This is a genomic window from Shinella sp. HZN7 (assembly GCF_001652565.1).
GTDB lineage: Bacteria > Pseudomonadota > Alphaproteobacteria > Rhizobiales > Rhizobiaceae > Shinella > Shinella granuli.
In genome coordinates, this window is record NZ_CP015736.1 from 4,033,247 (window position 1) to 4,055,192 (window position 21,946).

18 protein-coding genes are annotated in these 21,946 nt (G+C 65.2%); 9 read left to right on the forward strand and 9 right to left on the reverse strand.

The features are described from left to right. Window positions 1–149: 149 nt before the first annotated feature. The 4 genes from shn_RS19445 to shn_RS36475 all read left to right on the forward strand — a co-directional run bounded on the left by shn_RS19445 (window position 150) and on the right by shn_RS36475 (window position 3,432). Entirely contained in the window at window positions 150–1,094 is a 945-nt protein-coding gene (locus shn_RS19445) for a tripartite tricarboxylate transporter substrate binding protein (protein WP_064332705.1), read from the forward strand. After that, window positions 1,091–1,576 (forward strand): tripartite tricarboxylate transporter TctB family protein, encoded by a 486-nt coding sequence (locus tag shn_RS19450; RefSeq protein ID WP_064331889.1) that lies wholly within the window; start codon window positions 1,091–1,093, stop codon window positions 1,574–1,576. The genes shn_RS19445 and shn_RS19450 overlap by 4 nt, the downstream gene beginning before the upstream one ends. 10 nt (window positions 1,577–1,586) lie before the next feature. Continuing rightward, on the forward strand, window positions 1,587–3,104 hold the full coding sequence (locus shn_RS19455) for a tripartite tricarboxylate transporter permease (protein ID WP_064331890.1): 1,518 nt from the start codon (window positions 1,587–1,589) through the stop codon (window positions 3,102–3,104). A 163-nt stretch (window positions 3,105–3,267) separates the two neighbouring features. Further along, window positions 3,268–3,432 carry a hypothetical protein gene (locus tag shn_RS36475; RefSeq protein ID WP_024270181.1) on the forward strand — a complete coding sequence of 55 codons (165 nt, stop codon included), beginning with the start codon at window positions 3,268–3,270 and terminating at the stop codon, window positions 3,430–3,432. 129 nt (window positions 3,433–3,561) lie between these two features. Here the strand turns inward: shn_RS36475 and shn_RS19460 are convergent, their stop codons facing one another. Beyond that, the gene (locus shn_RS19460; protein WP_064331891.1) at window positions 3,562–4,680 is read right to left on the reverse strand and encodes a DUF475 domain-containing protein; all 1,119 of its coding nucleotides are present in this window, start codon (window positions 4,678–4,680) and stop codon (window positions 3,562–3,564) included. A gap of 383 nt (window positions 4,681–5,063) precedes the next feature. Between shn_RS19460 and shn_RS19465 the strand changes: the two genes are divergently transcribed. Continuing rightward, window positions 5,064–7,124 carry a M3 family metallopeptidase gene (locus tag shn_RS19465; protein ID WP_064331892.1) on the forward strand — a complete coding sequence of 687 codons (2,061 nt, stop codon included), beginning with the start codon at window positions 5,064–5,066 and terminating at the stop codon, window positions 7,122–7,124. A gap of 43 nt (window positions 7,125–7,167) precedes the next feature. Here the strand turns inward: shn_RS19465 and shn_RS19470 are convergent, their stop codons facing one another. From shn_RS19470 to ccmA, 5 genes are all read right to left on the reverse strand, one after another. Then, window positions 7,168–7,785: a DsbE family thiol:disulfide interchange protein gene (locus shn_RS19470; RefSeq protein ID WP_064331893.1), complete on the reverse strand. Its 618-nt coding sequence runs from the start codon at window positions 7,783–7,785 to the stop codon at window positions 7,168–7,170. Next, on the reverse strand, window positions 7,782–7,949 hold the full coding sequence (ccmD, locus tag shn_RS19475) for a heme exporter protein CcmD (RefSeq protein ID WP_064331894.1): 168 nt from the start codon (window positions 7,947–7,949) through the stop codon (window positions 7,782–7,784). The genes shn_RS19470 and ccmD overlap by 4 nt, the downstream gene beginning before the upstream one ends. Next, window positions 7,946–8,716: a heme ABC transporter permease gene (locus shn_RS19480; protein WP_064331895.1), complete on the reverse strand. Its 771-nt coding sequence runs from the start codon at window positions 8,714–8,716 to the stop codon at window positions 7,946–7,948. The genes ccmD and shn_RS19480 overlap by 4 nt, the downstream gene beginning before the upstream one ends. A 73-nt stretch (window positions 8,717–8,789) precedes the next feature. Next, complete coding sequence (gene ccmB, locus shn_RS19485; RefSeq protein WP_064331896.1) at window positions 8,790–9,449, reverse strand: heme exporter protein CcmB; 660 nt, start codon at window positions 9,447–9,449, stop codon at window positions 8,790–8,792. Then, window positions 9,446–10,090, reverse strand: coding sequence for a heme ABC exporter ATP-binding protein CcmA (gene ccmA, locus shn_RS19490; RefSeq protein WP_064331897.1), 645 nt, complete (start codon window positions 10,088–10,090; stop codon window positions 9,446–9,448). Before ccmA ends, ccmB begins: the two co-directional genes overlap by 4 nt. A 266-nt stretch (window positions 10,091–10,356) precedes the next feature. On the opposite strand from ccmA, the gene acnA reads away from it, so the two are divergent. The 3 genes from acnA (at window position 10,357) to shn_RS19505 (ending at window position 14,768) form a co-directional block, all read left to right on the forward strand. Then, window positions 10,357–13,050 (forward strand): aconitate hydratase AcnA, encoded by a 2,694-nt coding sequence (acnA, locus tag shn_RS19495; protein WP_064331898.1) that lies wholly within the window; start codon window positions 10,357–10,359, stop codon window positions 13,048–13,050. Between the two features lie 170 nt (window positions 13,051–13,220). Then, window positions 13,221–13,985 carry a DUF1223 domain-containing protein gene (locus tag shn_RS19500; RefSeq protein ID WP_371328609.1) on the forward strand — a complete coding sequence of 255 codons (765 nt, stop codon included), beginning with the start codon at window positions 13,221–13,223 and terminating at the stop codon, window positions 13,983–13,985. Window positions 13,986–14,393: 408 nt separating this feature from the next. Next, window positions 14,394–14,768 carry a DUF2794 domain-containing protein gene (locus shn_RS19505; protein ID WP_064331899.1) on the forward strand — a complete coding sequence of 125 codons (375 nt, stop codon included), beginning with the start codon at window positions 14,394–14,396 and terminating at the stop codon, window positions 14,766–14,768. A 4-nt stretch (window positions 14,769–14,772) separates the two neighbouring features. Here the strand turns inward: shn_RS19505 and shn_RS19510 are convergent, their stop codons facing one another. From shn_RS19510 to shn_RS19520, 3 genes are all read right to left on the reverse strand, one after another. Next, on the reverse strand, window positions 14,773–15,324 hold the full coding sequence (locus shn_RS19510) for a GNAT family N-acetyltransferase (RefSeq protein ID WP_064331900.1): 552 nt from the start codon (window positions 15,322–15,324) through the stop codon (window positions 14,773–14,775). A 141-nt stretch (window positions 15,325–15,465) separates the two neighbouring features. Further along, on the reverse strand, window positions 15,466–18,924 hold the full coding sequence (gene pyc / locus shn_RS19515; protein ID WP_064331901.1) for a pyruvate carboxylase: 3,459 nt from the start codon (window positions 18,922–18,924) through the stop codon (window positions 15,466–15,468). 218 nt (window positions 18,925–19,142) lie between these two features. After that, window positions 19,143–19,883, reverse strand: coding sequence for a LuxR family transcriptional regulator (locus shn_RS19520; RefSeq protein ID WP_064331902.1), 741 nt, complete (start codon window positions 19,881–19,883; stop codon window positions 19,143–19,145). 301 nt (window positions 19,884–20,184) lie between these two features. On the opposite strand from shn_RS19520, the gene shn_RS19525 reads away from it, so the two are divergent. Beyond that, on the forward strand, window positions 20,185–21,942 hold the full coding sequence (locus tag shn_RS19525) for a glucan ABC transporter ATP-binding protein/ permease (RefSeq protein ID WP_064332707.1): 1,758 nt from the start codon (window positions 20,185–20,187) through the stop codon (window positions 21,940–21,942). Window positions 21,943–21,946: the final 4 nt, after the last annotated feature.

Below are 21,946 nucleotides of genomic sequence, written 5' to 3' on the forward strand. Positions count from 1 at the left end.
TTCATCGTCCGTGGAGGCGGACGGAAGACCGGGAGGAGAATTCTGCCGAGATCGCGCCCGCGGACATCCGTTCGCGCCGCCACCGGCCGCCCATCCTCCCGCCAGAGGCAACGATGCGCGCAAAGCCGCGCCTGACGGAGGATACACTCTTGAAACACTTCTTCCTGGCATCCCTCATCGCCGGCGCCATGGCGCTTCCGGCGCTCGCCGCCGATTACACGATCATCGCCCCGGCCGGCCCGGGCGGCGGCTGGGACCAGACCGCCCGTTCGCTGCAGACCGTCCTGCAGGACGAGAAGATCTCCGGCAGCGTGCAGGTGGTGAACGTTCCGGGCGCCGGCGGCACGATCGGCCTTGCCCAGTTCGCCAGCCAGAACAGCGGCAACCCGAACGCCCTCATTGTCGGCGGTTACGTCATGGTCGGCGCGATCCTCACCAACCAGTCGCCGGTGACGCTCAACGACGTGACGCCGATCGCCCGCCTCACCGGCGAATATGAAGCGATCGTCGTTCCGGCCGCTTCGCCGATCCAGACCATGGGCGACCTCGTGACGGCCCTGAAGGCCGATCCGGGCGCCGTTTCCTGGGCCGGCGGCTCGGCCGGCGGCACGGACCACATCACGGCCGGCCTGATCGCCAAGGCCGCCGGCGTCGATCCGACCAGGATCAACTACATCGCCTATTCCGGCGGCGGCGAGGCGCTTGCCGCCATCCTCGGCAACCAGGTGACAGCCGGCATTTCCGGCTATGGCGAGTTCGAGGCCCAGGTGAAGGCCGGCACGTTGCGCCTGATCGCCATCTCCAGCGCCGAGCGCGTGGACGGCATCGACGCCCCGACCATCAAGGAAGGCGGCCTCGACGTCGTCGTCGAGAACTGGCGCATGGTCGCCGCAGCGCCCGGCCTTTCGGCCGAGCAGGTGGCAGCCATCAACACCGATATCGAGAAGGTCGTGAACTCCGCCGCCTGGCAGGACACCCTGAAGACGAAGGGCTGGCAGAACACCTATCTGGCCGGCGATGCCTTCAAGGAGCAGCTCGAAAAGGACGTCGCCGCGACGGAAAGCATCCTCAAGGACATCGGGCTCGTCAAATGAGCGGGGTCCCCTCCAACGAAAGGCGCCGCCCCGACCGGGCGGCGCTGGTCATCGCCCCCGTCCTCTTCGCCATCGCCGCCGTGATCTGGTGGGATGCCGGACGCCTTGCGGAGATGAGCAACTATTCCCGCATCGGCCCCGCCACCGTGCCGCATGTCGTTGCCATCGGCCTTGCCCTGCTCGCCGTCTGGACGGCTTTCGAAGCCTGGCGCGGCGACTTCCCGGAGCGCGAGCCGATCGAGGTCAAGCCGGTCGTCTTCATCGTGGCGGGCCTTGCCGGGCAGATGCTGCTGCTCAAGACCGCGGGCTTCTCGATTGCGACGGGCATGCTCTTCGCCCTGACCGCCTTCGGCTTCGGCCGGCGCAAGCTGTGGATCTCGCTGCCGATCGGCATCGCCTTCAGCTTCGTCGTCTACATCATCTTCGGCCGCTTCCTGCAGCTCTCGCTGCCCGCCGGGCCGCTGGAACACCTGTTCTTCTGAGGAGCTGACGATGGGTACATTCGAATTCCTGCTGCAGGGCGTCACCATCGCCGCCCAGCCGATGAACCTGCTCTATGCGCTGATCGGCGTGACGCTCGGCACCGCCGTCGGCGTTCTGCCCGGCATCGGCCCGGCCCTCACCGTGGCGCTCCTGCTGCCCGTCACCTACAAGCTCGATCCGGCCGGCTCCCTCATCATGTTCGCCGGCATCTACTACGGCGGCATGTATGGCGGCTCGACGACCTCGATCCTGCTCAACACGCCGGGCGAAAGCGCCTCCGTCGTCACCGCGCTCGAGGGCAACAAGATGGCCCGCGCCGGCCGCGGCGGACCCGCGCTCGCGACGGCGGCGATCGGCTCCTTCGTGGCCGGTCTCATCGCCACGCTCTGTCTCGCCTTCATCGCGCCCTTCGTGGTCAAGTTCGCGCTCTCCTTCGGCCCGCGGGAATATTTCGCGCTGATGGTGCTCGCCTTCGTCACCGTTTCGGCGGCCTTCGGCGATTCGACGTTGCGCGGCCTCACCGCCCTCTTCGTCGGCCTCAGCCTTGCCGTCATCGGCATCGACCAGCAGACCGGCCAGGCGCGGCTTTCCTTCGGCATTCCGGACCTGCTCGACGGCATCGAGGTGACGACGCTCGCCGTCGCCATGTTCGCCATCGGCGAGACGCTCTACGTCGCCTGCCAGGGCGACCGCATCCCCGACAAGGTCGAGGCGGTGAAGGGTTCGATCTGGATGAGCGCGCAGGACTGGGCCCGCTCCTGGAAGCCGTGGCTGCGCGGCACCTTCATCGGCTTCCCGATCGGCGCCATGCCGGCCGGCGGCGCCGATATCGCCAGCTTCCTGTCCTATTCGACGGAAAAGCAGTTCTCCAGCCACAAGGAAGAGTTCGGCAAGGGCGCCATCGAGGGCGTCGCCGGCCCGGAGGCGGCGAACAATGCGTCCGCCGCCGGCACGCTCGTGCCGCTGCTCTCGCTCGGCCTGCCGACCACGGCGACGGCGGCGATCATGCTCGCCGGCTTCCAGCAATACGGCCTGCAGCCAGGCCCGCTCCTGTTCGCGACCAATCCGCAGCTCGTCTGGGGCCTGATCGCCAGCCTGCTCATCGCCAATTTCATGCTGCTGGTCTTAAACCTGCCGCTGATCGGCCTCTGGGTGAAGCTGCTGACGATCCCGAAACCCTGGCTCTATGCCGGCATCCTGCTCTTTGCGACGCTCGGCACGATCGGCGCCAACCCGTCGGTCTTCGAACTCGGCATGCTGCTCGTCTTCGGCCTGCTCGGCTTTGCCATGCGCATCTTCGGCTATCCGATCGCGCCCGTCGTCGTCGGCCTCATCCTCGGGCCGATGGCGGAGCAGCAATTGCGCCGGGCGCTGGCGATCAGTCAGGGCGATGTCTCCGCGCTCTTCCTGTCGCCGATCGCTGCCGTACTCTTCGTGCTGGCGATCCTCGCCGTCGTCGTGCCGCTCATCCTGCGCGCCCGCGGCAAGGGCGAAGTGCTCTCGCAGTTCGCGGCCAACGAAGACTGAACCTTACCGACGGTCCCTCCCAAGGCCGAACAAGACGCAGGCCGGAAACGCCCATTTCCGGCCTGCGTCCGTTGCATGGCTGGGCTGAGATTCCGTTACTTGTCCTTTGAGGCCCGAGACATCATCTTCTGCTCGTAAGCTAAAACAGAAAGCGAGCAATCCAATGACCACCCTCCGCAACTCCTTCGCCCAGGGCTTCTTCGGCCGGGCCTTCGCCGTACTGAGCGCTGCCAATGCAGCCGCCGCGGCTGTCGAAGGGCACCGCCGCCCGAAGGAACGCGACCTGAGAACGCTCGGCATCAATCCCGCCGACTTCCCGCGCGTCTGACGCCGTAGAGAGAATTCCTTGAACAAAAAGGCCCGCTGGTCGCAAGACCGGCGGGCCTTCTGTATTCGGGGCTTCGTCTTCTTCTGAAGACGAAGGAGCCGGCCGTCGGAACGGCCGGCCCATGGTGCCTCAGGCGCGTTCGCCGAGATGGGCCGCCACGCGGTCGGAGCCGTGCAGGTCGCCATGGATTTCCCGCGCACGTTCCCGCTTGTTGTAGCGGATCGACGACCAGAGCGAGATGCCGATCAGCGTCGCGCCGCCAAGGCCGGTGATGACTTCCGGAATGTGCACCAGCGTCTGGCAATACATGACCACCGAGAGGATGAGGATCGCGTAGAACGCGCCGTGCTCCAGGTAGCGGTATTCGGCCAGCGTGCCCTTGTCGACGAGCATGATCGTCATCGAGCGCACATACATGGCGCCGATGCCGAGGCCGATCGCGATGATGAAGAGGTTCTGCGTCAGCGCGAAGGCGCCGATGACGCCGTCGAAGGAGAAGCTGGCATCGAGCACTTCCAGATAGATGAAGGCGCCGAGGCCGCCCTTGGCCGCTTCCGACATCGCCTTCTGCGAGGCATCGAGCAAGCCGCCGACGACTTCCACCGCAAGGAAGGTCAGGAGGCCGTAGATGGCGGAGAAGACGAAGGTATTGGCGTCCTCGCCCTCGAGCAGGTTCGAGAAGACCAGGATCAGCAGCAGCACGAAGGCGATCTCGATGCCCTTGACGGTGGCCGAGCGGGCCATGTGCTTCTCGATGAAGCCGATCCAGTGCACGTCTTTCTCATGGTTGAAGAAGTAGGTAAGGCCGACCATCATCAGGAAGGTGCCGCCAAAGGCAGCGATCGGCAGATGCGCGTCGTTCATGATGCGGGCATATTCCGCCGGCTCGCGGGCCGCCAGCAGGATCGCCTCGAACGGGCCGATGCGGGCCGCGATCACCACGATCAGCAGCGGGAAGACGATGCGCATGCCGAAGACGGCGATGATGATGCCCCAGGTCAGGAAGCGGTGCTGCCACACCGGCGTCATGTCCTTGAGCTTGTTCGCATTGACGATGGCGTTGTCGAAGGAGAGCGAGATCTCCAGCACCGCAAGCACGGCGCAGATGAAGAAGACGGTCGCCATGCCGGAAAGCGTTCCGGTCGTCTGCCAGCCGAGCCAGGCGCCGAGCACCAAGCCGATGGCGGTGAAGATGAATGCCCACTTCAGGTAGGAAAGGGTGGATTTGCCTTCGCCGTTGCCGATCATGACAGCGCCTCCATGCTGGAGGTACGGGAAAGCGAAAAACGCATACCGCAAAGGGCATGCGGGTCAGGCATTGTCAGGATGTTCATGTGCGTATGAATCCGCCGGCTAATTGCTGGCGGTACCGACATCACGAGAGCGCCGTAAAAACTCTCGCCAGAGGGGCCCGGCACCAAGGTTCACCGCGGCAACCCGATGTCAAAGGCCGCGGATGGCCATCTTTTCACCGAAGTTGCCCTCCGCGTCAAGAGGCGGGCCGCCGCTCGTGCCCTAACGCCGTGATCGCCCAGCGGTTCCCGGCTATTTTGCGCGGCCGCCCTGTACCAAAGCCCCCCTCCATTCCTATATTCGCCGCACGCTGATTTGCCAGAAAGGACCAGACTCCCATGACCGAAACGCGCATCGATCCCGCCCTCGTCGAGTGGACCGGCCTCAACGGCCTGCCGCGTTTCGATCTCGTCAAGGACGACGCCTTCGCGGACGGGTTTGCCGCCGCGCTCGCCGCGCACGAGGCGGAGATCGATGCCATCGCCGGCAATCCGGAGCCCGCGACCTTCGACAACACGATCGCCGCGCTCGAAATTGCCGGCGACGAACTCTCCCGCGTTTCCGCGCTCTTCTGGAGCCGGGCCGGCGCCAACACCAACGACACGATCCAGGCCCTGGAACGCGACATCGCGCCAAAGATGTCGCGGCACTATTCGAAGATCGGCACCAATGCCGCGCTCTTCGCCCGCATCGACGCGCTCTGGGAGGCCCGCGAGACGCTGAACCTCTCGCTGGAACAGACCCGCGTGCTGGAGCGGCACTGGAAGGGCTTCGTCAAGTCCGGCGCCAGGCTGGCAAAGCCGGAACAGGACCGGCTCGCCGCGATCAACGAGACGCTGGCCGGGCTCGGCGCGAAATTCGGCCAGAACGTGCTGGCCGACGAGAAGAACTGGGCGCTCCTGCTCGACGAGGGCGATGCGCTCGACGGCCTGCCGGACTTCCTGAAGGACGCCATGGCCGCCGCGGCTCGCGAACGCGGCGAGGACGGCCGCTTCGCCGTCACGCTGTCGCGCTCGATCATCGAGCCCTTCCTCACCTTCTCCGCCCGCCGGGACCTGCGCGAACAGGCTTTTCGCGCCTGGGTGGCGCGGGGCGAGAATAAAGGTGAGACGGACAATCGCGGCATCGTCAGGGAGACGCTGGCGCTGCGCGCCGAAAAGGCCGGCCTGCTCGGCTACGAAAATTTCGCCGCGCTGAAACTCGACAACACCATGGCCAAGACGCCGGAGGCAGTGAACGGCCTCTTGATGCAGGTCTGGGAAAAGGCCGTGGCGCGGGCGCGCGAGGAAGAGGCGGAACTCGCCGCCCTCGCCGCGGAGGAAGGCCACAACCATGCGGTCATGCCCTGGGACTGGCGCTATCATGCCGAAAAGCTGCGCGCGAAGAAGTTCAGCTTCTCCGAGGCGGAGCTGAAGCCCTATCTGCAACTGGAAAAGATCATCGACGCCTGCTTCGACGTCGCCGGGCGGCTGTTCGGCATCCGCGCCGTCGAGAAGACCGGCGTGCCGGTCTATCACCCCGATGTCCGCGTCTTCGAGATCCGCGACCGCGACGACCGGCTCGTCGCCATGTTCCTCGGCGACTACTTCGCCCGCGCCTCCAAGCGCTCGGGCGCGTGGATGAGCTCCTACCAGAGCCAGCACCGCCTGCCGCTCAAGAACGGCACGGTCGGCGAACTGCCGATCATCTACAATGTCTGCAACTTCGCCAAGCCTGCCGAAGGCAAGCCGGCGCTGCTTTCGCTCGACGATGCGCGCACGCTCTTCCATGAATTCGGCCATGCCCTGCACGGCATGCTCTCCGACGTCACCTACCCCTCGGTCTCGGGCACCGGCGTCGCGCGCGATTTCGTCGAACTGCCCTCGCAGCTCTATGAGCACTGGCTGACCGTGCCGGAGATCCTGACGCGCTATGCGGTGCACTACCAGACCGGCGAGGCGATGCCCGCGGCGCTGCTCGACAAGGTGCTCGCCGCCCGCACCTTCAATTCCGGTTTCGCGACGGTGGAGTTCACGTCCTCCGCCCTCGTCGACATGGCCTTCCACACGCGCGGCACCGTCGAGGACCCGATGGCGGTGCAGCAGGAGGTGCTGGAAACGATCGGCCTGCCGGCATCCATCGTCATGCGCCACGCCACGCCGCATTTCCAGCACGTCTTCTCCGGCGACGGCTATTCGGCGGGCTACTATTCCTACATGTGGTCGGAGGTGCTCGACGCCGACGCCTTCGCCGCCTTCACCGAGACGGGCGATGCCTTCGACCCGGCCATGGCCGCGCGGCTGAAGACCTATATCTACGCCGTCGGCGGCTCGGTCGATCCGGAAGACGCCTACAAGGCCTTCCGCGGCAAGCTGCCGAGCCCGGAGGCCATGCTGGAAAAGAAGGGCCTCGCCGCCTGATGGCCATTCCGGCCGGGCTCCATGGCCCGGTCGGCGGCCTGTCTCAGCCGGCCTGCGCCGGCGTGCCGAGCGCCTTTTCGATGGCGGGATAAAGCCCGTCCTTGAGGCTCCTGTCGTCGAAGGGGCCGACCTTCTTGTAGAGGATCGTCCCGTCCGGGCCGACAAGGTAGGATTCCGGGATGCCGTAGACGCCCCAGTCGATCGCCATCTTGCCGACGGGGTCGAGGCCGATGGCGGAGAAGGGATTGCCAAGCTCGCCGAGGAAGCGCAGCGCGTTCTCGCTTCCGTCCTTGTAGTTGACGCCGACGACATTGAGGCGCGGGTCCTTGGACAGCGCCAGGATGACCGGATGCTCCTGCCGGCAGGGCACGCACCAGGACGCCCAGAAATTGACGAGCGTCAGCTTGCCCTTGCCGCTCTCGGCCGTCAGCGCCGGCACCTGCGCGCCGTCCTTCATCGCCCCGACCAGCGGCTCCAGGTCGCGGTAGGGCGCCTTGGTGCCGATCAGCGCGGAGGGGATTTCGGACGTGTTGCGGTTGGGATCGGTCAGCATGGTGAAGAAGATCGCCGCCATGCCCGCGAAGATCGCCAGGGGAAGCGCCGCAAGGACGAGGCGCGTGCGCTTGCCGCCGCTCCCCGCATTGCCGTCGGTGCTGCTCATGGCTTTTCCCCGCTGCGCGCCGAACGGCGGCGGATGCCTGCCGCTTCGAGCTGCGCCAACTCGCGGTGGCGCGCGCGATGGTCCAGCCAGACCCACAGGACGAGGACCGCCACGACGGCGAAGGCGGCGACATAGGATGCCGTCACATAGAAGGCATGGCTCATGCCGCATCTCCCGGGCGGCCGGCGGAGCGGGCGGCATACCGGCGCAGCACGGCGATGCGCCGTCGCAGGATCTCGTTGCGCATGGCAAGGACGTGCAGCGTGAAGAACAGGAACGTGAAGGCGACCGCCATCACGAGGAGCGGCCAGAGGAATTCCGGGTCGATGGTCGGCCCGTCGAGCCGCACGACGCTGGCCGGCTGGTGCAGCGTGTTCCACCATTCGACGGAGAACTTGATGATCGGGATGTTGACGAAGCCGACGAGGATGAGCACAGCGCTCACCTTGGCCGCCCGCGTCGGATCGTCCATGGCGCGGTTGAGCGCGATCAGCCCGAGATACATCAGGAACAGAACGAAGACGGAGGTGAGCCGCGCGTCCCACACCCACCAGGTGCCCCACATGGGCTTGCCCCAGAGCGAGCCGGTGATGAGGGCGACCAGCGTGAAGCAGGCGCCGATCGGCGCGGCCGCCTTGGCGGACACATCGGCGAGCGGATGGCGCCAGACGAGCGTGCCGAGCGCCGAAAGCGCCATGACCGTATAGCACATCATGGAAAGCCAGGCCGCCGGCACATGCACATACATGATGCGCACCGTCTCGCCCTGCTGGTAGTCGCCTGTCGTGGTGAAGGAGAGATAGAGCCCCGCGGCGAAAAGACAGAGCGTCAGCCCGGCAAGATAGGGCCAGACGATCGCGACCAGCGCCAGGAACCGGGTCGGGTTGGCGAGGTCGCTGAATTTGCGGATGGCAAGGCTTGGTTCGCTCATGATGGTTCTTTAACGCGGAAGCCCCCCCGCTTCAATTGATCTGCCGCAATCACATTCCCGTCAATTCGTCGCGTCAGTCGCTCGAAAGCCGAAGCGCCGCCGCCGCCGCCACCGGGCCGATGACGGCGAAGAACAGGTTGAGCGCGACGAGGACGAGGAAGGGCGGCAGGAAGGGCGCCGGGTCCTCAATCGCCGCATGGACCGCGCTGACGCCGAAGATCAGCACGGGAATGGCGAGCGGCAGAACGAGGATCGACACGAGCAGGCCGCCGCGCGGCAGCGCCACGGCAATGCCCGCCCCCGCCGCCCCGATGAAGGTGAGTGCCGGCGTGCCGGCAAGCAGCGTCAGCGTCGTCGCCCCGATCGCAATCTCGTCCATATTCATGAAGAGCCCGAGCAGCGGCGAGGCGATAACGAGCGGCAGGCCGGTCGCGATCCAGTGCGCCAGGCACTTGACGAACACCGTCAGCACCAGCGGCGTCTCCTGCATCAGGAGAAGATCGAGCGATCCGTCCTCACGCTCGGCCTGGAACAGCCGGTCGAGCCCGAGCAGCGCGGCGAGCAGCGCGCCGATCCACAGGATCGCCGGGCCGATGCGCGAGAGCAGGTTGAGGTCCGGCCCGACGCCGAAGGGAATGACCGCGACGACCGTCATGAAGAAGAGGACACCGATCAACGCGCCGCCGCCGGCACGCACGGAGAGTTTGATATCGCGCAAGAGAAGGGGAATCATGCCCAGCCTCCCGCGTCGACCGACACGAACCCCGCCAGCCGCAGCTCCCGCGCACCCTCAAGCCCGAGCGGCTGGTGCGTCGCGGCGATGGCGAGGCCGCCGCGGGCCAGATGCGCCATGACGAGGCCGGAAAACATCTCCTCGGCTGCGACGTCCAGCGCCGCCGTCGGCTCGTCGAGGATCCAGACCGGCCGCCAGGCGACGAGCAGCTTGGCCATCGCCATGCGGCGCTGCTGGCCGGCCGAGAGATAGCCGAACGGCAGGTGGGCGATGCCGCCGAGACCGACGGCCTCCACCGCCGCATCGACGGTGACGCCCTCGCCTCCGGCAAAATCGCCGAAGAAGGCCTTCCAGAAGGTAAGGTTCTCCTCCACCGTCAGCTCGCGCTTCATCGCATTGCGGTGGCCGAGATAATGCGCGGCCTCGCCGACGCGCTCGACCGGTTGCGCTGCAGCAAGAAGTTTCGCCGTTCCCGATTCCGCCGGCAGAAGGCCCGCGAGCACCCGCAGCAGCGTCGACTTGCCGGAGCCGTTCGGCCCCTTGACGACAAGCGCCTCGCCGCCGGCGATTTCGAAGGAAATATCGTGGAAAATCAAATCCTCGCCGCGCTTGGCACTCAATCCTTCGGCGACGAGCCGCATGATGTTTCACTTTCCCTTTACGACCTTGGTCGCAACGCAAAAAATTGTCCCGATTTGCCGGCCGGCACTCTGGAACGTTTCTTAGAAATTATCTATAACGCCGGCGACACGCCAGCGGTCGGCGTGAATTTGATGTTCAGCGCCGAACACGGGAGTGAATTCCGGGTACGGACAGCGGAAATGGCCGCACCCGCATCCCGACAGGCGCTTTGGCGCGCGGGCGTTCGTACGTCAGTTTCTGGCGACCAGACGGAACGGGGTATAACGTGTCCAGATCCCTAGACAGTTTCAATTGTCGTTCGACCTTGACGGTGAACGGCACCGACTATGTGTATTACAGCCTGCCGAAGGCCGAGGCGAACGGGCTTGCCGGGGTCTCGAAGCTGCCCTATTCGATGAAGGTGCTGCTGGAGAACCTGTTGCGCTTCGAGGACGGTCGTTCGGTGACGAAGGAGCACATCCTGTCGGTCGCCGCATGGCTTTCCAACAAGGGCACGGTGGAGAACGAGATCGCCTATCGCCCGGCGCGCGTCCTGATGCAGGATTTTACCGGCGTTCCGGCGGTGGTCGACCTTGCGGCGATGCGCGATGCGATGGTCTCGCTCGGCGGCGATCCGGAGAAGATCAACCCGCTGGTGCCCGTCGACCTCGTCATCGACCATTCGGTCATCGTCGACGAGTTCGGCACGCCGACCGCCTTTGCCCGCAACGTGGAGCTGGAATACGCGCGCAACGGCGAGCGCTACCGCTTCCTGAAGTGGGGCCAGCAGGCGTTCAAGAACTTCCGCGTCGTTCCGCCGGGCACGGGCATCTGTCATCAGGTCAATCTGGAATATCTGGGCCAGACGGTTTGGACCAAGGACGAAGACGGCGAGATCGTCGCCTACCCGGATACGTGCGTGGGCACGGACAGCCACACGACGATGATCAACGGCCTCGGCGTGCTCGGCTGGGGCGTCGGCGGCATCGAGGCGGAGGCGGCCATGCTCGGCCAGCCGGTCTCCATGCTGCTGCCCGAGGTCATCGGCTTCAAGCTGACGGGCAAGCTGAAGGAAGGCGTGACGGCGACCGACCTGGTGCTGATGGTCGTGCAGATGCTGCGCAAGAAGGGCGTGGTGTCGAAGTTCGTCGAGTTCTTCGGCCCCGGCCTCGACAACATGACGCTGGCCGACCGCGCGACGATTGGCAATATGGGTCCGGAATACGGCGCGACCTGCGGCTTCTTCCCGGTCGATGCCGAGACGGTCAACTACCTCACCATGTCGGGCCGCGAAGAACAGCGCATCGCGCTGGTCGAGGCCTATTCGAAGGCTCAAGGCATGTGGCGTGACGGCGACGGCTCCGACCTCGTCTTCACCGACACGCTGGAGCTCGACCTCGGCGACGTGGTTCCGGCCATGGCCGGCCCGAAGCGCCCGGAAGGCCGCATCCCGCTGGAGAACATCGCCTCGGGCTTTGCGAGCGCGATGGAGAACGACTACAAGAAGCCGGGCCAGCTCGAGAACCGCTATCCGGTCGAGGGCACGGATTACGATCTCGGCCATGGCGACGTGGCGATCGCCGCCATCACGTCCTGCACCAACACGTCGAACCCGTCGGTGCTGATCGCCGCCGGGCTTCTGGCCCGCAACGCGGTCGCCAAGGGCCTGAAGACCAAGCCGTGGGTGAAGACGTCGCTGGCGCCCGGATCGCAGGTCGTCGGCGAATACCTTGCCAAGTCCGGCCTGCAGGCCGATCTCGACGCGCTCGGCTTCAACCTCGTCGGCTTCGGCTGCACGACCTGCATCGGCAATTCCGGCCCGCTGCCGGGTCCGGTCTCCAGGACGATCAACGACAAGGGGCTGATCGCCGCGGGCGTCCTGTCGGGCAACCGCAACTTCGAGGGCCGCATCTCGCCGGACGTGCAGGCGAACTACCTCGCCTCCCCGCCACTCGTCGTCGCCTATGCGCTGGCCGGCTCCGTGCAGAAGGACCTGACGAGCGAGCCGCTCGGCGAGGACAGGGACGGCAAGCCCGTCTACCTCAAGGACATCTGGCCCTCCTCGCAGGAGATCCAGGCCTTCATCATGAAGTATGTCACGCGCGAGCTCTACGCCTCCAAATATGCCGACGTGTTCAAGGGCGACGCCAACTGGCAGGCCGTGCAGGTGCCGGCGGGCCAGACCTATGCCTGGGACGACCAGTCGACCTATGTGCAGAACCCGCCCTACTTCGTCGGCATGGGCAAGACCGGCTCGGGCCTTTCCGACATCAGGGGCGCGCGGGTGCTGGGCCTGTTCGGCGACAAGATCACCACCGACCACATCTCGCCGGCCGGCTCGATCAAGGCGGCCTCGCCTGCCGGCAGCTACCTGATCGGCCATGGCGTCGGCGTCGCCGACTTCAACCAGTACGGCACGCGGCGCGGCAACCATGAGGTGATGATGCGCGGCACCTTCGCCAATATCCGCATCCGCAACCACATGCTGGGGCCGAACGGCAAGGAGGGTGGCTACACGATCCACTATCCGACGAAGGAGGAGATGTCGATCTACGACGCGGCGATGAAGTACAAGGAGGAGGGCGTTCCGCTCGTCATCTTCGCGGGCGTGGAATACGGCAACGGTTCCTCGCGCGACTGGGCGGCCAAGGGCACCAACCTTCTCGGCGTCAAGGCCGTGATCGCCCAGTCCTTCGAGCGCATCCACCGCTCCAACCTCGTCGGCATGGGCGTCGTGCCCTTCGTCTTCGAGGACGGCACGACCTGGGCCTCCCTCGACCTGAAGGGCGACGAGACCGTCACCATCGAGGGCCTGGAAGGCGACATCAAGCCGCGCGAGAAGAAGATCGCCAGGATCACCTATGCCGACGGCACCGTCAGGGACGTCCCGCTGCTCTGCCGCATCGATACCCTCGACGAGGTCACATACATGAACAACGGCGGCATCCTGCAAACCGTCCTCAGAGACCTCGCAGCCTGAGCGATTTCCGCTTGAACGATGAAATGCCGGGGCTTTCGCCCCGGCATTTCCCGTTTTCAGGACCGGAAATCTCCACTATCGGTTTCACTCCATCGTGACTTCCTGTTGAAGCGGCAAGCGCGTATGACGGGCTCAAAAGGCTGGCATTTGCCGGCGCTCCACTGGAATTGATCATGCCGAGACCGCACATACCGCACTGTCTGGCGATCCTGCTGATGTTGGGAGCCGGCATTGACGCTTCCCTTGCCGGAGAAACCGTTCGCCCGAAAGGCGTCGTCGAGCTTTTTACCAGCCAGGGTTGTTCGTCCTGCCCGCCCGCCGACAAGGCGCTGGAGACGCTGGCGCGCGAGGGCGAGGTGGTCGCACTCTCCTATCATGTCGACTACTGGAACTATCTCGGCTGGGCCGACACGCTCGCTTCCAAGGACAATACCGACCGGCAATATGCCTATGCCCGCATGTTCGGCCGCAACGGCGTCTATACGCCGCAGGCCGTGCTGAACGGCCGCGAGCACATCAACGGCGCCGACATCACCGGCATCCGCTCGCGGATCGGCGCGATGCCCGGCGAAAACAAGGGCCTCCAGGTGCCCGTCGACGTCGAGGTGAAGAACGACGAGCTGCGCATCCGCGTCGGCGGCGGCGAAGGCAAGGCCAATATCGTCATCGCCTATTTCGAGCGCGAGCGCACGATCAACATCGAAAAGGGCGAGAACCGCGGCAAGATCGTGAACTACTGGCACGCTGTCACCGACATGGAGACGATCGGCATGTGGGAGGGCAAGGAAACCAACCTGGTGCTGCCCGCCGACATGCTGAAGAAGAAAAAGAAGTCCGGCGGCTGCGCCGTGCTGCTCCAGCGCATGCGCACGGCCGATACGCCCGGCGCCATCCTGGGCGCGACGGTGCTGACGGGCGACAAGGCTTCGCGCTAGGACAACTGCACCCTGTGCAGCGCCTGCAGCGGCCTTGCGGAAACAGCATGGAGAAAACGAACACCCTGGAGCGCGCGAGCGTTCCAGGGGAGGTCCGGTCCGGCTTCTTCGAGGGGCTTGGGGCTTGAGGGTTCGAAGAAAGACGGACCGGACCTGGACGAAGTCACCGGCAACGGAATACAGGGCGACTTCGACAGACGCTTCCCGTACCAGCCGCTTCCCGCACAAGGCAGCGGGCCGGTACGAGCTGCGACCGGCGAACTCTCTCCTGTAATTTGGGCGTCTGTTTGTCTGAATTGCGGCGAGACGGATTTTTGCGAGAACGTCCGCCCTGTCCATCCGCCTTGCATTTCGACACCGCTCAGGCACACTGTCACCGAGCCGTCATGGACGAAGCGCGGAGAACCGATGACAGATCAGCCGGATTTGCAGGCTTCCAACGTCGTGGTCGACCTGCTGGATTACCGAAACAGCAGGGACCCCTTGCCGGTAACCTTCCATCGACGGGAACTCGACGCAATCCTCTGGGTCTATGGCCGCATGGTCGGCGAAGGGGAATGGCGCGACTACGCCATCGACCACCTGCGCGACAGGGCCGTGTTCTCCGTCTTCAAGCGCTCCGGCGAAATGCCGCTCTACCGCATCGAGAAGAACCCGAAGCTCGCCGCCAAGCAGGGTGCCTACAGCGTGATCAACACGCATGGCACCATCCTGAAGCGCGGCCACGAGCTGAAACAGGTGCTGAAGATCTTCGACAAGGTGCTCCGTCTCGTCGAGACGTGAACCGTTACGCCATCGTTCCCGGAAAATCCGTCGCCGACGGCTCGGTTTGCGCACCCTCGCCGAGCGCGCGCTGCATGAAGACCGTGTCGAGCCAGCGCCCGTGCTTGAAGCCGGTCGCCGTCATCCGGCCGCTATGCGCGAAGCCCAAAGCGCTGTGCACGGCGATCGAGGCCGGATGCGCCCCGCCGATGACCGCCACCATCTGCCGGAAGCCGAGCGCCGTGCAGCGGCGGATGAGCTCCGCCAGCAGCGCCTTTCCGACACCCTTGCCGCGCGCTTCCGGCGCCAGATAGACCGAATCCTCGACGAGCCAGCGATAGGCCGGCCGTGTGCGGAAGGCCGACGCATAGGCATAACCGAGGATGAGGCCGGTCTGCTCCACCGCGACGATATAGGGATAGTCCTTGCCGGTGATCGCCTTGAAGCGCGCCTCCATCTCGTCGAGCGACGGCGGGTCGATCTCGTAGCTCGCCACCCCGTTCAGCACGGATTCGCGGTAGATTTCGGTGAAGGCGGAGATGTCGCCGAGGGCGGCGGTGCGGATGACGAAGCTCATGGAAGCCTCAGGGTCTCAAAGGCGATTTCGGGAAAAGCGAGCGCTGGTTTTGCGTCCGAAACGGCCTGAAAACAAGAGAAGGATGTGGAATGGAGCCTCCATCCCACATCCTTTCGCGATTTTACGACCCTGCCCCGCCGGTCAGGCGCCGAAGACGACGAGCAGGTCCTTGGCGTCGATCTGGTCGCCCGCTTTGACGAGGACCTCCGAGATCGTGCCGTCCTTTTCCGCATGCAGCGCCGTTTCCATCTTCATCGCCTCGATGGAGAGCAGCACGTCGCCGGCCTTGACCTGTTGGCCTGCCGAGACCGAGACCGTCGAGATGACGCCCGGCATCGGCGCGCCCAGATGGGCGGCATTGCCGATGTCGGCCTTGCGGCGCACGGCCGAGGTGGCGGCGCGATTGCGGTCCGGCACCTTGATGAGGCGCGGCTGGCCGTTCAGCTCGAAGAACACCTTCACCATGCCCTGTGCATCCGGCTCGCTTTTCGCCTGGTGCAGGATGACGAGGGAGACGCCCTTCTCCAGTTCCGGCTGAAGCTCCTCGCCGGGGGCAAGGCCGTAGAAATAGGCCGGCGTCGGCAGCACGCTGACCGGGCCGTAGGTATCGGCGGCCAGCGCATAGTCGGTGAAGACCTTCGGATACATGAGATAGGAGGCGAATTCGAAATCGTCGACCTTGCGCTCCAGCTTGTCCTCGATGGCCTTGCGCTCGGCATCGAGATCGGCCGGCGGCAGCAGCGAGCCGGGAACGGCCGTATAGGGCTCTTCGCCCTTCAGCGCCTTCTTCTGCAGGCCCGCCGGCCAGCCGCCCGGAGGCTGGCCGAGATCGCCTTTCAGCATCGAGACGACCGATTCCGGGAAGGCGATGTCCTTGGCCGGGTTCTCCACGTCGGCAACGGTGAGGTCCTGGCTGACCATCATCAGCGCCATGTCGCCCACCACCTTGGAGGACGGCGTCACCTTGACGATGTCGCCGAACATCTGGTTGGCATCGGCATAGGCCTGGGCGACCTTGTGCCACTTGGTTTCGAGCCCAAGCGAGCGGGCCTGTTCCTTGAGGTTGGTGAACTGGCCGCCCGGCATTTCATGGAGATAGACTTCCGAGGCCGGCCCCTTGAGGTCGCTTTCGAAGGCGGCGTACTGGAAGCGCACGGCCTCCCAGTAGAAGGAGATGCGGCGGATCCATTCGGGATCGAGGCCCGGATCGCGCTCCGACCCCTTCAGCGCCTCGACGATCGAGCCGAGGCAGGGCTGCGACGTGTTACCCGACAGCGCATCCATCGCCGCATCCACCACGTCAACGCCGGATTCGACGGCGGCAAGCACGGTCGCCGCGGCGATGCCCGACGTATCGTGGGTGTGGAAATGGATCGGCAGGTCGGTCGCCTCGCGCAGCGCCTTGAACAGCACGCGGGCGGCGGTGGGCTTCAGGAGGCCCGCCATGTCCTTCAGCGCGATCATGTGCGCACCGGCCTTTTCCAGCTCGCCGGCGAGGTTGGTATAATACTTGAGATCGTATTTCGGGCGGGCGGAATTGAGGAGGTCCCCCGTGTAGCAGATCGCCGCCTCGCAGATGCGGTTCTCCTCGGCGACGGCGTCCATCGAGACGCGCATGTTGTCGACCCAGTTGAGGCAGTCGAAGACGCGGAAGACGTCGATGCCGCCCTTGGCCGCCTGGCGCACGAAGTACTTCACGACATTATCTGGATAGTTCTTGTAGCCGACGCCGTTTGCCCCGCGCAGCAGCATCTGGAGCAGCAGGTTCGGCGCGTCCTCGCGGATACGGGCAAGGCGATCCCACGGATCTTCCGTCAGGAAGCGCATGGAGACGTCGAAGGTGGCGCCGCCCCAACATTCGAGCGAGAAGAGCTGCGGCAGGGCGCGCGCATAGGTGCCGGCGACGCGGGCGATGTCGTGGGTGCGCATGCGGGTTGCCAGCAGAGACTGGTGGCCGTCGCGCATGGTCGTGTCGGTGAGGAGGACGCGGCTTTCGGCGCGCAGCCATTCGGCGAACTTCTTCGGCCCGAGTTCGTCGAGCTTCTGCTTGGTGCCGGCGGGGATGTCGCCCTCGATGAAGGGCACGACGGGCTTGGCGACGTCGGCCGGCGGCTTCGGACGGCCCTTGGCCTCCGGATGGCCGTTGACGGTGACGTCGGCGAGGTAGGTGAGCAGCTTCGTCGCGCGGTCCTGGCGCTTCACCTGCTGGAAGAGTTCCGGTGTCGTGTCGATGAAGCGGGTCGTGTAGCTGTTGTCGCGGAATTTCTCGTGGCCGATGATGGCTTCCAGGAAGGTGAGGTTGGTGGCGACGCCGCGGATGCGGAACTCGCGCAGCGCGCGGTCCATGCGGGTGATCGCCTCGACCGGGTTCGGCGCCCAGGCGGTGACCTTGACGAGCAGCGGATCGTAGAAGCGGGTGATGACCGCGCCCGGATAGGCCGTGCCGCCGTCAAGGCGGATGCCGAAGCCGGAGGCCGAGCGGTAGCCGGTGATGCGGCCGTAGTCGGGAATGAAGTTCTGTTCCGGGTCTTCCGTGGTGATGCGGCACTGGAGCGCATGGCCGTTGAGGCGGATATCCTCCTGCTTCGGCACGCCCGATTGCGGCGTGCCGATCGCCTCGCCGTCGAGGATGTGGATCTGCGCCTTGACGATGTCGATGCCGGTCACGACTTCCGTGACGGTGTGCTCGACCTGGATGCGCGGGTTGACCTCGATGAAGTAGAATTTTCCCGTGTCGGCATCCATCAGGTACTCGACCGTGCCGGCGCCGATGTAATTCGTCGCGCGGGCGATCTTCAGCGAATAGTCGGCCAATTCCTGGCGCTGCGCATCCGAAAGATAGGGCGCGGGCGCGCGCTCGACGACCTTCTGGTTGCGGCGCTGGATGGAGCAGTCGCGCTCGAAGAGATGCACGACATTGCCGTGCGTATCGCCGAGGATCTGGCTTTCGACGTGGCGGGCGCGCTCGACGAGCTTTTCGAGATAGACCTCGTCCTTACCGAAGGCGGCCTTGGCCTCGCGCTTGGCTTCCGTCACCTCGCGGATCAGGTCCTTCGGATCGCGGATGGCGCGCATGCCGCGCCCGCCGCCGCCCCAGGAGGCCTTGAGCATGACGGGATAGCCGATCTCGGCGGCGAGGCGATGAATTTCCTTCTCGTCGTCCGGCAGCGGCTCGGTCGCCGGCACGACCGGCACGCCGACGGAAATGGCGAGGTTGCGGGCAGCGACCTTGTTGCCGAGCTGGCGCATCGTATCGGGCCGCGGGCCGATGAAGGTGATGCCGGCCGCATCGCAGGCATCGACGAATTCCGGGCTTTCCGACAAGAGGCCGTAGCCCGGATGGATCGCATCCGCCCCGGAAAGCTTGGCGACACGGATCACCTCGTCGATCGAAAGATAGCTCTCGATGGGGCCGAGATCGCGGGCCAGGTGCGAGCCACGGCCGATCTGGTAGCTCTCATCCGCCTTGAAGCGGTGCAGCGCCAGTTTGTCCTCTTCCGCCCATATCGCGACCGTTTTGAGCCCCAGTTCATTGGCCGCGCGGAACACGCGGATGGCGATTTCTGAACGGTTGGCGACAAGGATCTTGGAAATGGGCAAGTCGGACTCCTCAATGACTTGGAAGCGGGAAATGCTGCACCCGCGAAGAGGATTATTAGCGGGTAATTTTCAAAGTTCAATTTTGGAGTCGCCATCCGGCGAAAGATTTGCGGCCTGGAGGGCAAGTTCCGCAAAGGTGCGCCGGGGCATGGCGCAACGGAATTGCGCAAAACCAGACGGATACAACGTTTTCGCAAAGAGCGGTGAGCCGCGGCGGCTCAGGAGACGAGCCCCAGCCGGAAGGCGATGGCGATGGCGTGGTGCCGGTTGCGCGCGCCGAGCTTTTCCTGGATGCCGTTCATGTACCAGTCCACCGTATGGCTGGAAATGCCGAGAACCCGGCCGATGTCATGGGAGGTCATGCCTTCGGCCAGGAGGCTGAGCGCCTCCATCTCGCGGCGTGTCAATTCCACGTCCACGATGGCGGAAAGGCGGGCGGCGGCCTCCGGATCGGCGGCATGGATGAGCTTCCAGTAGAGCCGCCGCGCGATTCCGTCGAACAGGCCGACTTCCACGCTTTCCAGGTCGATCGGCTTGCCGCCGAGGCTGAGGCTGCCGAGAAGTCCCCGACGGCCATGGACGGGGAACACGTAACCGTCCTCCAGTCCGTTCTGCCGCGCGTCCACCATCATGCGCTCCATGCGCTTGCGGTGCGGGCTGAGGCGGAAGGCGCCGAGCGTGTCGCGCCAGCGGAAGCCCGCCTGCGCATGGCCGAGATAGCGCATCGTCGGATCGACCTGCATGTAGCGCTTGCGCAGATAGGTTTCGAGCCAGCCCTTGGGCCAATGGCCGGCAAGCAGCAGGCTCGGCGGGTCTTCCGCCGGCTTCGGCGCCTGGAGGAGGCCGTAGTAATCGAACCCGTACAACTTGATAAGACGCTCGAACTCGGCCGTGGTTTCCTCCCGGCCGCGCAACTCGTCGATCAGTGCAAGAAACTGCACCAGCAAGTTGATCTTCATGTGCCCCGCGCTTGAATAGCTTTGTTAACCAACTGATAAAGCTGAACCCGGCCGCAATCGGCCCAAGCGCCCCATTCATTGTCCCCATCTGACAGATGGCAGGAAGGCGGAGCGAAAATCAATCGCTTTGCACGCATGGCAGGCCTGAAATCGCATAATCACGCAAGATTTCAGCCGAGTCATGAAATTTGCTTGGCCGGGGAGAACTTTTGCCCCTTCCGCTGATTAATAGGCTGAGCCAAGGGACGGAAGGTGCCAATGCTGCACCGCATAACAGGTATTGCCGGAAAGGCCCGCATTCGTGTCTTTGTTTCAGGTTTATGCAAGAGCCCTCAGCTATCTCGGGGTCTACAAGATCCGCGTCGGTTCGGTCGTCGCCGCCAACATCGTGCTCGCGGTGATAACCATTGCCGAGCCGGTCCTGTTCGGCCGCATCATCGATGCCATTTCCACCAAGGGCGACGTGACGCCCATGCTTCTCCTGTGGGCGGGCTTCGGCCTGTTCAACACGATCGCCTTCGTGCTCGTCGCGCGCGAGGCCGACCGGCTGGCACATGGCCGGCGGGCGAGCCTGCTGACGGAAGCCTTCGGCCGCATCATCTCCATGCCGCTCGCCTGGCATAGCCAGCGCGGCACCTCCAATGCGCTGCACACGCTGCTGCGCGCCTGCGAGACGCTGTTCGGCCTCTGGCTCGAATTCATGCGCACGCACCTCGCCACCGCCGTCGCGCTCGTCCTGCTCATTCCCACGGCGTTTGCGATGGACTATCGCCTCTCGCTCGTGCTGCTGGTGCTCGGCGTTGCCTATGTCATCATCGGCAAAGTGGTGATGAACCGCACCCGCGAAGGCCAGGCCTCGGTCGAGAACCACTATCACACCGTCTTCTCCCATGTGTCGGACTCGATCAGCAACGTCTCGGTCGTGCACAGCTACAACCGCATCGAAGCCGAAACGCGGGAGCTGAAGCGCTTTGCCGAACGCCTGATCAATGCACAGTATCCGGTGCTCGACTGGTGGGCGCTGGCGAGCGCGCTGAACCGCATCGCCTCGACGATCTCGATGATGACCATCCTCGTCATCGGCACGGTTCTGGTGCAGCGGGGCGAAATCAAGGTGGGCGACGTCATTGCCTTCATCGGCTTCGCAGGCCTGCTCATCGGCCGCCTCGACCAGATGAAGGCCTTCGCCACGCAGATCTTCGAGGCGCGCGCCAAGCTGGAGGACTTCTTCACGCTGGAAGACGCCGTCAAGGAGCGCGAGGAACCGACGGGCGCCGGCGATCTCGGCGAGGTCAAGGGCAAGGTCGAGTACCGCAACGTCAATTTCGACTTCGCCAATGCCACCCAGGGCGTCAGCGACGTCTCCTTCACGGTGGAGGCAGGTCAGACCGTCGCCATCGTCGGTCCGACCGGCGCCGGCAAGACGACGCTCGTCAACCTGCTGCAGCGCGTCTACGAGCCGAAGTCCGGCCAGATCCTCATCGACGGCGTCGACATCTCGACGGTGACGCGCAAGTCGTTGCGTCGCTCGATCGCCACCGTGTTCCAGGATGCGGGCCTGCTCAACCGCTCGATCTCCGACAATATCCGCCTGGGCCGCGAAGGCGCCACGCAGGCGGAAATCGAGGCGGCGGCGGAAGCGGCCGCGGCGGGCGACTTCATCGCCTCGCGCCAGGGCGGCTACGAGACCCATGTCGGCGAGCGCGGCAACCGCCTGTCCGGTGGCGAGCGCCAGCGCATCGCCATCGCCCGCGCCATCCTCAAGAACGCGCCGATCCTCGTGCTCGACGAGGCGACCAGCGCGCTCGACGTGGAGACGGAAGCGCGCGTGAAGACGGCAATCGACCAGCTCCGGCGCAACCGCACGACCTTCATCATCGCGCATCGCCTGTCGACCGTCCGCGAGGCCGACCTCGTCGTCTTCATGGATCACGGCAGGATCGCCGAGATGGGCACGTTCAACGATCTCAGCCAGAGCAACGGCCGCTTCGCCGCCCTGCTGCGCGCCAGCGGCATCCTGACCGACGACGACGTGCGCAAGAGCCACACCGCCGCCTGATCGG